Source organism: Vibrio sp. KUL70, assembly GCF_059725515.1.
This window is the reverse complement of the sequence record NZ_AP045836.1, coordinates 256,202-269,504: the sequence shown is the minus strand read 5'-3', so window position 1 is coordinate 269,504 and position 13,303 is coordinate 256,202. Positions and strand designations below refer to the sequence as shown.

Sequence of the window (13,303 nt, the reverse complement as noted above, 5' to 3'; positions counted from 1 at the left end):
ATTTAACAAAGATTCCACTACAGCTTGCAGGAACATATATGGAAATCCCCCAAAACTCTGCGTTGTTTAGTTATGCGAAAGGTTCATATTTCGCAGATAGCTTTTCTTGTGAAGTAACCAACAAAGGCCAAACTGCCCTCGATGTTTACCTTGAAATAGCGAAACAAACACCTACTTGGATCTCCGTCTTGATGGCCATGAGAAATCGGGTCGTGTCGATGTTTGGATTAAAACACTTAGGTCGGCTACAAGATGCCGCGATGGATATAGATCCAGATAACCTGAAGGTTGGCGATCGCCTTGGTATTTTTACTTTGGTAAGCAATACAAACAACGAGATCGTGTTGGAAGATAATGACAAGCATCTGGAAGTGAGAGTGTCATTTTTATTGGATCCTCAAAGGGAGAAGGCCACTGTACACGCAACGACAGTAGTTCATGTACACAACCATTGGGGTAAAGCTTATATGTTCTTCGTGGTTCCGGTACACAAGATAATTGTTCCTAGCTCTTTGAAGACCTTGGTGCAGACTTAACCACAACTACTTATAATGACATAGTTCACTTCGTCCTCGTTATATGAATAAGGTTTACTTTGTCAGTTTTTAACCTTGGAGCATGAGGTTTGGACTGTCTTGGTTGTTCAAACCTCTCAAGTAGCGCAGTACCATCTCATTACTTTTCCAATCACCGAGTTGAATGAGCTGGGTTAAATTTAAACCTGCGTGATAACCATCTTGCAATGCACCGACACGGCTAGAGTGCCCACTCCATATGTTTCTGTGCGCCTCTGTTGATGTGACAACGTCACCCAGATCAACGAGCAGATCGTGGGCGCGCTGATAAATACGGTCGATAGTCATGCCCGACATTGGGGTTTGACGATAGCCTGCTGGCCTTGCGCCTTTAACGGTTAACCAACAAAAAATAAAATCGTCTTCATCTAGTGGCTGACAATAGGTCTGAATATAGCGTTTTACAATCGCTGAAAATCGTCCTGTTAAACGTTTAGGCTCTGGGCTAATTGTAGTTTTAGAAGTGACACGTTCAATGTTAATGTCGCCATTTTCAAGAAACTTAACGTGTTTTTTGCGTATTTTACCAATCTCACCTTCACGAAGTAGGGTGCCATAGGCGACGGTAAGAACAGCAAGATCTCGATAAGGTATAGCCCGTTTTTCATTGCCCCATAGATCCATCAATCTCAGCAAATGGTGCTTTCGAAATGGTTTAGCTTGCAGTTCGATAACTTGCGAGCCGGTAATTTCCATCTCATCTTTTGGTAATGATTTAAAGAAGGTTGCGATGGCTGGTAGTTTAGTGACGTCGTCCGTATTCATGATTTTGTGGAACAGACTGAGCTGCGCTCGATACTGCTTAAGCGTATTAATCTTCACATCGAACTCTAGTTTAAGCGATTTGAACCAAGTTAATAGGGCAGGGGCGTAGATAGGAAAGCTATAAACGTTTTGCTCTTTACAGTAGTCATCCCATTTACGAACAACGAACGCCAACATCTTTAAAGTGTGAATACTCAATCCGCCTCGGTTTTCTTCGAACTCGTCTAAGTGCTTTCGCACTAGAGGTAACTCAGTCCAATGTGGGTCAAAACTCTCATTGAGGTTGGGAAAGTTAAGTTTAAAGCGACTGAGCTTCTCTTTTTGCTTTTCCCATTGCTGGACTGTTTCTTTATGAGAATGTTCAGGTGACAGCGTAACTTGACTTTGTCGTTGAGTTGGGAAGTTCGAGTTCGTCATAGTACTTATGTTAGCAAAAGAGTGTGATATAACTGTAATTATATCACACTATGTAATTAGGGCGACGATCGACATAAAAAACTCCATCAAACGAGGTAAGTTTCTCCAGTTCTTTACTCCTGTCCTAAAGTAGACAACTTCTTATCGTTAAGATGAACAGCGCAGCGGGATGAAACTTCCCAATCACACGCAATTGTCAGCCAAATGCTTCTTTAAGCTTAAGATGAAAATCATCAAAATTGGATAAAGTAATTTAACTGAGCAGCGAACAAATACCACGCTATAACTACATGAATATTTCTCATAATCAATGTGAAGGATTACCACTGTTTTTCGAACCTCGATTCGAGCTATAAAATAGACTCTTCTCTAAATCTAGCGAAACAATTACAGTTATATTGGCATTTGAAGTTATTCATTTGTTAAATAGAGCTGTGGTGACTAATGACTGGGACTATAAAAATAATCCAGAAAGCCTAGAGAGAGTAAGGAAATAAGCTTTCAACTCAGGAAATAGGATACCGCTCAACATGACTACTGATTTTAACTTTACGATTAAAAGCATCGGACTCGATGAAAATTACCACCCTTCAGACAGCACGCGTATTACAACCAACTTTGCAAACTTAGCACGTGGTGAAAACCGTCAGAGAAATCTTCGTAACGCATTGAACATGATTAACAACAATTTTAATGCTTTAGCAAACTGGGACAACCCAAATCGAGACCGCTACTCTGTAGAACTGGAGATCGTGTCTGTTGATATCGACATTGAAGGCAACGGCGAAAACTTCCCATCTATCGAAGTATTGAAAACTAACATTGTCGATCACGCAACCAATGAACGCATTGAAGGTATAGTAGGGAATAACTTCTCTTCATACGTACGAGATTACGACTTTAGTGTTTTATTGTTAGAGCATAATAAAGATAAGCCTGGCTTCAGCGTACCTAATAATTTTGGTGAACTGCACGGCAACTTATTCAAATCGTTCATTAAGTCTGACACATACAAAGCGAACTTTAAAAAGCTACCTGTTATCTGCCTAAGCGTATCAGATAATAAAATATACCAACGCACAGACAACCAACACCCAGTTTTAGGTTTCGAATATCAGCCAAATGAATCATCTTTAACTGAGCAATACTTTAAAAAAATGGGCCTAGAAGTGCGTTACTTCATGCCGCCAAATAGTGTTGCTCCTTTGGCGTTCTACTTCTTTGGTGATCTGCTTAATGACTACTCGAACCTAGAACTGATCAGCACCATTAGTACGATGGAAACTTTCCAAAAGATTTATCGCCCAGAAATCTACAATGCGAATGCGGTTGCTGGTAATCGTTACCAACCAAACTTAAAGAACTCAGATCACTCACTTACACAAATCGTGTACGACCGTGAAGAGCGTAGCAAACTGGCGATCAAGCAAGGTAAATTCGCTGAAGAGCACTTTATCAAACCGTTTCAACACACGTTAGACCAATGGTCTGCAAGCTTCGCTGTTTAAGGCTAGGGGATTGTACATATGTCAAAATTACTACCAACTTCTACCGCAGGCAGCCTACCAAAACCTTCATGGCTCGCTGAACCTGAAAAGTTATGGTCACCGTGGAAGTTACAAGGTACTGAATTAGTCGATGGTAAACAAGATGCCTTACGTGTCTCATTACAATCTCAAGAACTTGCTGGCGTCGATATCGTCAGTGACGGTGAGCAAACACGACAACACTTTGTGACGACTTTTATTGAGCACTTGAGTGGCGTTGACTTCGAAAACAGAAAAACCGTTAAAATCCGTGATCGTTACGATGCGAGTGTTCCTACAGTCGTAGGTCCGGTTTCTCGTCAAAAACCTGTTTTTGTTGAAGATGCGAAGTTCTTACGCACTCAGACTAAACAACCGATCAAGTGGGCGCTTCCTGGCCCAATGACGATGATCGACACGCTTTACGATGACCATTACAAAAGCCGTGAAAAGCTAGCGTGGGAGTTCGCTAAAATTCTTAACCAAGAAGCAAAAGAGTTAGAAGCGGCTGGTGTCGACATCATCCAGTTTGACGAGCCGGCGTTTAACGTATTCTTCGATGAAGTTAATGATTGGGGAATAGCATGCTTAGAGCGTGCTATCGAAGGCCTTAAGTGTGAAACTGCAGTTCACATATGTTACGGCTACGGCATCAAAGCAAACACTGACTGGAAGAAAACATTAGGTTCTGAATGGCGCCAATACGAAGAGGTATTTCCTAAGCTGCAGAAGTCGAAGATCGACATCATTTCTCTGGAATGTCACAACTCACATGTTCCAGTAGAACTGCTTGAGCTGATTCGCGGCAAAAAGGTCATGGTCGGTGCAATTGATGTTGCGACCAATGAAATTGAAACGGCAGAAGAAGTCGCAGAGACTCTAAGAACTGCGCTCAAATACGTCGACGCAGATAAGCTTTACCCATGTACTAACTGTGGTATGGCACCATTATCTCGCACTGTGGCCAATGCTAAGTTAGACGCCTTAAGTGCTGGCGCAGCCATCGTTCGAAAAGAACTTGAAGCTGGTGCTTAATACCAAAACGCTATGATAAACGGGGCTTAAGAAAGTCCCTTTTTTAGTTTGTTTTGAATGAAAGCTTACATATAGATCACAGCGCATTTTAAAATTACCCCTGAGCAATCCAAACCGGAACCTGAGTCAACTCGCAAATACAAGACTTATACGGTCTTAAACTTCGTTTGGCGCATCATTGGGACGCTGCATCAAAATGCAAATTACCCAACCGAAATTCAATCTGAATTCTGAGCTAGATATTCATTAGAGGGTAGATGAGAACAGCCAGCTCTCACCCTATCAATTCCCGCATCATGGGGGACACCCCCGACCGCTCGGCCCCAGCCACCCGTCATCCCCCGCTCAAAAATAACATTGTCCACTTGACAATATTATTTTTGAACTATAAATTCAGGCGAAGACCTTTATAAATTTCTAAAGTTTAGAAGTGTAAAAATTTCTAAATCTTAAAGAAGGGTCTCAAATATTTTTCCTGCTAAAATCGTTTGATTTAATGAGTTTTACTAGAAAAAACATCACCTCTCTGGCCAATTCGTGGCCATTCTCTGGCCATCTACAAGCATCCTCACACTAGAATATTATTCGTATTAAACCCTGTAAAATCCCAAATGGCCGTAAAATGGCCACAAAATGGCCACAAAATGGCCAGTCACTTAACCACTAATTTGTATCGAATGGCTTCAAATTGGTGCAGAACTGCCTGAATCACATGTATAGCTTCAGAAGTAGAAAGTACGTAATATTTTTTGAGCCTTGTCTAAGTACCAAATAACTCACTGGAATATTTATGCTCTAAAATGCATTGATATTCACCTCGTACTTAGTGTAGGTTCGGCTATATTAACCGTTATGGTATTGGCCATAAGATAGATTCTAGGCTTGTGTCTAGAATATGGAGTCCAAAGTCCGTCAGCGATCATCTATTGTCGCAGAGTCTCAAGAGATACCGAGACGTTATGGATTTCTTTAAGTTTTTCGTGGGCCAGCGTTGGTCCAAAATCAGAATAGTGCTGATGAATGAGTTCTAATGCCTGTAGCTTGACGCTTTCATTGACACGATTTGAAGATGGCTTGCCTCGATTTCCATGTGCCAGAGAAGCTGCGCCTTGTTGAATGAAACGAGTAATGAGCCGTTGGAGTTGTCGATAACTTAAATTCAATAACTTTAAAGCATCGCGTCGGCTTAGGTTATGGTGTAAGACATCTTGGATTACCGTCAGTCTTTGTAATTCACGGTCGTTCATAATAATTAGCATCCTCAAACCTCCAAGGAAATGCAGGACATTTTCACTTGGTAATATTAGGACATTTTCGCTTGGTAATAACAAGCCAACTGCGCATTACGTACATTATGTTAAATATGTAGGGTTTTTAGTTAGGTTCATAAACAGTTCTATTTCAATCACTTACCCTGCTTTCCAATCACTTGCCTATTGTGAGTTATAGGTCTACGCTAACTTCATGTGTTGGTGTTTCTAGGTTTTTGTTAGGTTCATAAGAGTATGCATATTTAACAGTATTCTGATTTACCATAAAATAGATAATAACCATAAATGTTGTTGTTCTGCGAATGCCAAGCATTCTTGTTCAACAACATTTTTAGGTATTACATAGTTATCAGTCAAAAATTCATCTAGTCACGAAATTCCGATTTTTCTGTGTTCAGCACCAACAATAAGTCTAGATAGCTTGTTAATAGAAGTGCATCAACTTACCAAATAAATAAAGATATGTGTTTGAATATCAGACTATTAATGATAATTTTTCATTTATACTTTTCAACCTTCAAGATAAAAAGCGATCATTAAAATGCAAGCGACCTTTTATTCTGACAAACAAGGAAAATCACCCCTATTGCCTCTAAAAATTGGATTTATCCTACAACCTCATTTCTCCTTAATGGCATTTACTGCTGCAGTGGATACTCTCATCACAGCTAATCTTGTGCATGATACAGAGATATTTCAAATTCAAACTTTTGGGATCGACTCACGTAAAGTACTCAGTGATATAAATATTGATATTGCCACAGATGCGACTGTATCGTCGCTAACCCTGCAAAATAGACGTGAATTAGACTGGCTCTTCGTTTGTGGTGGATTCCGTTGTGATACGCAATTTTCACAACAACTGACAGATTGCCTAACATCAACTAAAAATCAAAACATTAACTTGGGGAGTATTTGGAATGGAAGCATAGCATTGGCACATGCTGGAGCTATAGATCTTGAAACGACTTCAGCTGTACACCCAAATAGTCATAAGCTGATGAAGGAGCAATTTCCAGAGATAAAGCTTTCCATGCATACATATGAAGTTAATAAGTCTAATGCTAGTTGCGCTGGGCCGAATAGCGCGATGGAGATGATGCTTGAAATAATCAAGATCAAGTTTGATAATAACTTAGTCCGAGCAATCAGGGAGATTTTAAGTTGTGACCAAGCATCAGAGGGAAGGCAAGAAATTATTCATAGTGTACAAAATAATAGTGCGCATATTCATGAAGAGAACCACTCAATACCTTTACGAGAAGCTATTTCATTAATGAAGTCAAATATTGAAGAGCCTCTAACGCCAGAAGACATCGCTCAGTACCTAAATATGTCTAGAAGACAGCTAGAGCGGCTTTTCCAGACATATTTGGATACTTCACCATCACGATATTATCTTAAATTACGCTTGCTATTTGCACACATGGAATTGGAGAAAAATAGAGATTCTATTATTCAAGTTGGACTTAGTTGTGGATTTGTAAGTAGCAGCCACTTTAGTAGCTGCTTCAAGGGTCATTTTGGGTATACTCCAACACAACTACGACAAAATTTAAACAAACCGTCATGTGCAACTTAGCTAACACTCAATGACATTAACAGCCAAACCGCCTGTCGAGGTTTCTTTATAGTTGTCTTGTATATCAAGGCCGGTATTGCGCATAGTTGCCAGCGAAAAAAAACTAAACTTATAGCCTTTCAATGCTGATACTAACATCTATAGATTGATCATTTTTTTATTAGACTGCACGAACTACAGGTCATCAAATGACAATAAAGCGTGATCAAAAATTTATACCCGAGTCGCTTAGTGATCACATAGAGATACATCCAAACGTAACGCCCCTATGAGCATTCACCAGTTAGGTCAAACGCATAAAGACCAGTACTAAATATGCCCGTTAAGACTGCAAAACTCAGCCTTAAATTCAAAACTATTGTTCATCAAAATTAGAATATAGAGTTAGAAAGATAATATGTGATTATTCTTTGAGTTAAACAATACTGAGGGCATGAAATGGAAAAAACAACCCCGCCTGGAACTGTCTCTTCAGTACTAAAGGTGTTTACTATCGTCTCTGCTTTGGCAGACCAAAAAGAGGCATGTCTAACTGACCTCTCAAAACAATTGAGAATGTCGAAAACAACGACCTTGCGTTTTTTACAAACAATGAGGAGTTTAGGGGTTGTGCATCAAAAAAGAGGGGAAGAGAAGTATCTATTAACATCGAAGCTATTTGAGCTTGGTTCAAAAGTGCTTGAGCATGTTGATTTAATCGACGCGGCAAACAAGGAAATGACAGTTGTCTGCGGTGCCTTTAATGAAACTGTTCACTTGGGAGCCATTGATGAAGACGCAATCATTTACCTTCACAAAATAGATTCAGACTATCGCTTTCGAATGCATTCAAGAATTGGTCGACGAAACCCTCTCTACAGCACCGCAATTGGCAAGGTTCTCATGAGCTACCTACCTGAGCCCGAAATCAGGAGGCTTCTCGCTACTGTGGAATTCAAGGCTCATACGAATAAAACACTTAAAAATGTTGATCAACTCCTGGCTGAGCTAGATTGGGTCAAGCATCAACATTATGCGGAAGATATTGAGGAGCAAGAACCGGGGTTACGATGCGTCGCTGTACCTGTGTTTGACCGATTTGGAGAAGCTGTCGCAGCGATTTCAATCTCTTTTCCGACTAATCGATTTGATGAAAAAAGAAAACACGATTACCTCAACTCATTGCAACATGCTGCTCGTAACATTTCCAAGAACCTCGGGTATCATCATTACCCTGTCTAGCGTTTGAGCTTTATAATGATCACACGTTTTGAAGAGCTACTCCGAGAAGGAGGGGCTCTCCTAAATTCTAACTAAATCGATATTCTATTCACCCACTTATCGAGTCTAGAATAGCTATTATTCTAGATAAAAACATTCGTTGTTTCTCTACCATCCTCCGGACGAAGGACGATACCCCATGTCGTGGTGTCTTTCTCCCGAGAACCATCTTGCGTGATTCCGTTTATTATATTTTTTGTCACACGATTACTGCCCTACTCCCCCATTGAGCGCAATACCTTCGTAGTTAATTAATCATTTGAAGTAAACAGCAATTCGACAAGATTAGTTTTTGCCTAAAGTAGTATCATCATTTCCCTGTGATATTTGAACTCAAAATGTAGAAGTCATTTATGGTTCGCCATAAACTAAAAACCCTTAACGAGAATTAACTCATTAAGGGTTTTGGTATCATTTTGTTTTTTAGGCGATTGCTGACGCTTTTGTTACTTTGGTGCTTTCAAGTTTACGTTCAGACCTAACTAACAAAGTACCGATCAGAGCGAGAATAGCAGCGATGATGACAAACAGCATTCTCCCCCATAATGGGTTTGGTACTAGAGTCAGGCAGAGAATAAAGACCGATGCAATAAGTACCATCTTACCAAGCACACTGTTCTGCTTATTATCCATCGCAACACTTTCTGGGCTGTCTTCTACGACAACTTCAGTGTCCACGTTGGTAAAGAACTGTTTAACTTCAGCTTCTCGTTGTGCTGGCAGTCCCTTATAGAAGAACTGTGAGCAGACAAAGAATGGTAGTGTAATCGACATGTGTCCGATCAAACCTAGCGTTACCGATTTCATCTCTGTGTATTCACGAGACGTCAGTGGTTGATCTAAACCCAGAATCGATTGCAGCACTTCCGGTGTTAGAACAAAGGCGATAAACCCTGACACACACATACCTACGATAACGGTACCCCAGCCTGCCCAGTCTGGGGTTTTTCTCACAAAGAAGCACATAATAGATGGAATAAGGATTGGGAAGCCGATAAGCGTGCTCACCAACATCGTTAAATCAAACAGACCAAACTCTTTCAATGACGTTAGGAACAGTGCTGAAACAATGATGATGATACCAAATAGAGCCGTGAGTAATTTACTTACAAAAATGAGGTGCGACTCAGAGTGATTTTTGCAGAAGTATGGTTGATATACACTCTTGAGAATAATACCTGCATTTCGGTTTAACGCTGAATCCATAGAAGACATAGTTGCTGCAAACATAGCAGCAAGCATCAAGCCAACCATGCCCACTGGCATTTCACGACTTACAAACATGAAATAGGTCGCATCGGCTACTTTGTTACCCAAACCGGCTAAGCCCCAAGTGCTTGTATCCGGATAATTTGCTGCCACATACCAAGCCGGTACAAACCATAATAGTGGACCAATAAGCATTAGCGTACCCGCTAAAATTGCGGCTTTACGAGCATTTTTGGTATCTTTTGCGGCGATATATCGATATGAATCCACCATGTTGTTGGTACTAAAGAACTGTTTAATGAACATGAAGATAAACCAACCAACAAACAAGTACGCATGGTTGTATCCGTCACCGATGAATGGCTGCTCAGGAAGACCTGCCTCTAGCAACGGTGTTAAACCACCAGATTTCCAAATCGCCACAGCACCTGTCACCAGGGTCATTGTGGTTAGAATAATCATTTGCATGAAATCGGATGCGATAACAGCCCAGCTACCACCAACAAGAGACATAAACAACACAACCGAACCCGCTACGACTATGGTCAACTCTAGGGGAAGGCCAATTACTGCGCTGCAAAACACTGCAAGTGCGTTAATCCAAATCGCAGCCTGAAGAACGCTTAAAGGTACGTTAGCCCATGTGAAAACCTGCTCATTAACGGGTCCCAATCGCATACGCACACCTTCTAGTGGGGTGTCTACTCGCATTTGACGCGCTTTTGCCGCAAAAAACAGGTAATTACATAAATAACCTAGAGCGTTTGCATAAAAAACGGTTGTTGCAACTGCAAATCCTCCAGTTAGCGCTTTGCCCATGTGACCTGTGAACGTCATAGCACTAACAGCCGTCATGAACGATGTGGAACCCACCATCCACCACAGCATTTTGCCGCCCCCACGAAAATAATCACTTGTGGAGTTACTAAAGGATTTGAATAAGACCCCAATTGCCACAAGGAAGCCAAAGTAAACCAGTACGATTGCTATATCAATCATGTTTCTTCCCTTTCATCTATTTTATTTCAACGTAATTTATTCTAACTTGTCCGTTTTTTCGAACATTATTCATAAAGTCTCAAATCAATAAATCGGCGACATATAAACATAGAAAAATCAACTTATTCTGTATAGTTCATGAGTCACCAAATTTTCATTTGAGAGCTAATTTCACAATCAATTAAAACCAACATAGTAAAGTTACAATCTATACTTGCTAAGTGAAATGATAATTTTTGGTAATTTTGAGGGCAAATTTTGCATAGAGTATGAGTTCAAATAACTAAGCGCGGTTCACCTTTCTAATTGACAGATACGCATCGCTTCAACAGTGGTTATCACGAACATGATTCCCTCTAGGATCTTACCAAACGTTGTAAACAAATGAGCTCATCTTGAATGACGAGCTCAAATAATCAACTGAATGGTGTTAAGTTACCCAAGTGATTTGATGTACAAAGCAAGCACATCGTCAGGTGTCATGCTGACGGGATTTCCTCCAGCGCATGGATCTGCCAATGCACTATCCACCCAGGCTTTTACGTCTTCTTCTGTGACACCTAACTGGCCAAATCCAGCGGGAATTCCAACACGCGAGCTGAGTTCACGTATAGCCTTTACAGCTTCAATACTCGCCTGCTCTTCAGACATCCCATCAGTGTTAGACCCTAGAGCAACAGCCAGCTTAGCAAACTTCTCTATTTTATGTGGCCGGTTAAACTCACACACTAATGGTAAGAGAATCGCGTTGCAGACTCCGTGCGGTAGGTTTTTATGTGCACCAGCTGGGTGGGCCATGGCGTGAACCATACCCAATCCAGCGCTATTAAATGCCATACCCGCAAGGAACTGGCCTAAGGCCATTTTCTCTCGCGCTTCGATATTTGAACCATCTTCGACAGCATGAGGTAAGTATTGACTGATCACGCGAACAGACTCTAACGCAGAGTGATCAGTTAAGGTGTGCGCACCCACTGAAACGTACGCTTCAATCGCATGCGTCAGAGCATCCATACCCGTTGCTGCTGTGACGTTCGCGGGTAAACCAACCATAATGCTAGGGTCATTAACCGAAATATCCGGAATAATATTACTATCGATAATTACGCACTTCACTTTACTCTTTTCATCGGTAATGACAGCATTACTGGTCACCTCTGCAGCTGTGCCTGCCGTAGTATTGATAGCAAATAGCGGTACGCCTTGATTCTTTACATTGTTCACCCCTGTATAGAGAGTGATGGGTTGTGGATTTGCGGTCAGGATTTTTACTGCCTTTGCGGTATCAATAGCGCTACCACCGCCAAAACCAATAATGTAGTTGGCACCGGACTTTTTGTAGGCTTGATACGCTTTATCAACCACTTCGACTGTAGGATTTGGAACGGTATCGGTGAAGCAAGTGAACGATAAGTTGGACTCTTTAAGAGCAGTAATCAGCGGCTCAAGTAAACCCAGTTCCTTCAACGCATTGTCCGCGATAATGAAGCCGTCTCCAACCTCTTTCGAGACTAAATGACCAACTAATTCATTGATCGCATGTTCCCCTGAAATATTGATTTTTGGTAGTGCCAAAGTAAAAGCCATATTTATTCCTTGTAATTAACAACTATATATTTACAAATAATCACAGGTCGATTATTGAAACTCGACCACAAACTTTTAGAGCGCTGATTCATCAGCGATAGAGACTTAAAGCAAATTCTAGGCTCGATATCTAAAGCGTGAGATACGCAATCAAACTGACCAAAATAACGATCATGGTCGCTGAATAAACGTGGCGTTCGGACATGCGTTTCATCAAATGAGCAGCCACAGGAACACCAAGAAATGAGCCGATAAAAAACAGGATTGCAGTATGGATATCTGACTGCCCTCCTTTTGCATAACCTGCCGCAGCAATGGCAGATAGGCACAATGCCAACACTACGGAAGAGCCAACAGCTTTCTTAATATCCACATGCAACACATTGTTGAGGACAGGGAGAAGCAAAACGCCCCCACCAACGCCTGTTGAACCCAAAACGGAACCACAAAACATACCAGAGACAATCGCCTTTTTAGTGTCCGTTTTAGGTTCAGAAGTCATGCCCGGCCTAACCTTAGACGAGCTTTTGTATTTAGAGAACACGGAAATCAAGGAACCAACCATTACAGTAGTCACCAGCCAAGTGACCATCTGCTCTGTCCTTTGTGAGTAAAACGGATGTGTGCTGAAGTAAACGACTAACTGAGTCACCATCAAGGTAACCGGAACCGCCCCAACAAAAAGTAGCGCTATCTTGTTCCAAGATACGTTACGAGCTTTTATGTGTAATAGGGAAGCGTTGATTTTGACCATCGCTGAAATCATACTTGCGGTGCCAACCGCCAACACCGGAGACATACCACAAAATAATTGCAACATGGGTATTAACAGCACGCCTCCGCCAACCCCCGTTAGTCCCAAACACAAACCAAATATGCTTCCTAAAATCAGCTTCAATACCACTGCATCAGCAGACCACACGTTCGTCAACAACTCATAAAATGGCATAAACCACCTCCTCAATCAAACAAAACAAAACGCCCTTTTAATAAATTCAATCTAACGTACCAATTAGTGTATGATTTATGGTACTGATCATATTTCGTCTGTTTTTTTTGCAGTACACTAACCCTTCC

General features: G+C 41.2%; 10 protein-coding genes. 5 read left to right on the top strand and 5 right to left on the bottom strand.

Going from position 1 to position 13,303, the window contains the following annotated elements; genetic code table 11:
• Positions 1-38: 38 nt before the first annotated feature.
• On the top strand, positions 39-536 hold the full coding sequence (locus tag AC6I7V_RS21100; RefSeq protein ID WP_498012458.1) for a DUF2867 domain-containing protein: 498 nt from the start codon (positions 39-41) through the stop codon (positions 534-536).
• 69 nt (positions 537-605) lie between these two features.
• On the opposite strand, the gene AC6I7V_RS21095 is transcribed toward AC6I7V_RS21100, so the two are convergent.
• Complete coding sequence (locus AC6I7V_RS21095) at positions 606-1,757, bottom strand: tyrosine-type recombinase/integrase (protein ID WP_498012457.1); 1,152 nt, start codon at positions 1,755-1,757, stop codon at positions 606-608.
• 530 nt (positions 1,758-2,287) lie between these two features.
• Between AC6I7V_RS21095 and AC6I7V_RS21090 the strand changes: the two genes are divergently transcribed.
• Entirely contained in the window at positions 2,288-3,265 is a 978-nt protein-coding gene (locus AC6I7V_RS21090) for a DUF1852 domain-containing protein (protein WP_261884266.1), read from the top strand.
• Between the two features lie 18 nt (positions 3,266-3,283).
• A complete protein-coding gene (locus tag AC6I7V_RS21085; protein ID WP_498012456.1) occupies positions 3,284-4,318 on the top strand; it encodes a methionine synthase in 1,035 nt (344 codons plus the stop codon).
• 923 nt (positions 4,319-5,241) lie between these two features.
• On the opposite strand, the gene AC6I7V_RS21080 is transcribed toward AC6I7V_RS21085, so the two are convergent.
• A complete protein-coding gene (locus AC6I7V_RS21080) occupies positions 5,242-5,565 on the bottom strand; it encodes a helix-turn-helix domain-containing protein (protein WP_498012455.1) in 324 nt (107 codons plus the stop codon).
• Positions 5,566-6,130: 565 nt separating this feature from the next.
• Between AC6I7V_RS21080 and AC6I7V_RS21075 the strand changes: the two genes are divergently transcribed.
• The gene (locus AC6I7V_RS21075) at positions 6,131-7,171 is read left to right on the top strand and encodes a GlxA family transcriptional regulator (RefSeq protein ID WP_498012454.1); all 1,041 of its coding nucleotides are present in this window, start codon (positions 6,131-6,133) and stop codon (positions 7,169-7,171) included.
• A gap of 438 nt (positions 7,172-7,609) precedes the next feature.
• Positions 7,610-8,392, top strand: coding sequence for a DNA-binding transcriptional regulator KdgR (kdgR, locus tag AC6I7V_RS21070; protein WP_498012453.1), 783 nt, complete (start codon positions 7,610-7,612; stop codon positions 8,390-8,392).
• A 462-nt stretch (positions 8,393-8,854) separates the two neighbouring features.
• Here the strand turns inward: kdgR and AC6I7V_RS21065 are convergent, their stop codons facing one another.
• The 3 genes from AC6I7V_RS21065 to AC6I7V_RS21055 form a co-directional block, all read right to left on the bottom strand.
• The gene (locus AC6I7V_RS21065; protein WP_498012452.1) at positions 8,855-10,639 is read right to left on the bottom strand and encodes a sodium:solute symporter family transporter; all 1,785 of its coding nucleotides are present in this window, start codon (positions 10,637-10,639) and stop codon (positions 8,855-8,857) included.
• 435 nt (positions 10,640-11,074) lie between these two features.
• Positions 11,075-12,226, bottom strand: a complete 1,152-nt coding sequence (locus tag AC6I7V_RS21060; RefSeq protein ID WP_498012451.1) for an iron-containing alcohol dehydrogenase — start codon at positions 12,224-12,226, stop codon at positions 11,075-11,077.
• 130 nt (positions 12,227-12,356) lie between these two features.
• On the bottom strand, positions 12,357-13,175 hold the full coding sequence (locus tag AC6I7V_RS21055) for a sulfite exporter TauE/SafE family protein (protein WP_498012450.1): 819 nt from the start codon (positions 13,173-13,175) through the stop codon (positions 12,357-12,359).
• Between the last annotated feature and the right edge of the window lie 128 nt (positions 13,176-13,303).

Excerpts from the sequence above, each read along its gene's own strand:
- AC6I7V_RS21080 (WP_498012455.1), bottom strand. The coding sequence starts at position 5,565 with ATGAACGACCGTGAATTACAAAGACTGACGGTAATCCAAGATGTCTTA.
- AC6I7V_RS21090 (WP_261884266.1), top strand. The coding sequence starts at position 2,288 with ATGACTACTGATTTTAACTTTACGATTAAAAGCATCGGACTCGATGAA.
- AC6I7V_RS21100 (WP_498012458.1), top strand. The coding sequence starts at position 39 with ATGGAAATCCCCCAAAACTCTGCGTTGTTTAGTTATGCGAAAGGTTCA.
- AC6I7V_RS21085 (WP_498012456.1), top strand. The coding sequence starts at position 3,284 with ATGTCAAAATTACTACCAACTTCTACCGCAGGCAGCCTACCAAAACCT.
- AC6I7V_RS21075 (WP_498012454.1), top strand. The coding sequence starts at position 6,131 with ATGCAAGCGACCTTTTATTCTGACAAACAAGGAAAATCACCCCTATTG.
- AC6I7V_RS21060 (WP_498012451.1), bottom strand. The coding sequence starts at position 12,226 with ATGGCTTTTACTTTGGCACTACCAAAAATCAATATTTCAGGGGAACAT.
- AC6I7V_RS21055 (WP_498012450.1), bottom strand. The coding sequence starts at position 13,175 with ATGCCATTTTATGAGTTGTTGACGAACGTGTGGTCTGCTGATGCAGTG.
- AC6I7V_RS21065 (WP_498012452.1), bottom strand. The coding sequence starts at position 10,639 with ATGATTGATATAGCAATCGTACTGGTTTACTTTGGCTTCCTTGTGGCA.
- AC6I7V_RS21095 (WP_498012457.1), bottom strand. The coding sequence starts at position 1,757 with ATGACGAACTCGAACTTCCCAACTCAACGACAAAGTCAAGTTACGCTG.
- kdgR (WP_498012453.1), top strand. The coding sequence starts at position 7,610 with ATGGAAAAAACAACCCCGCCTGGAACTGTCTCTTCAGTACTAAAGGTG.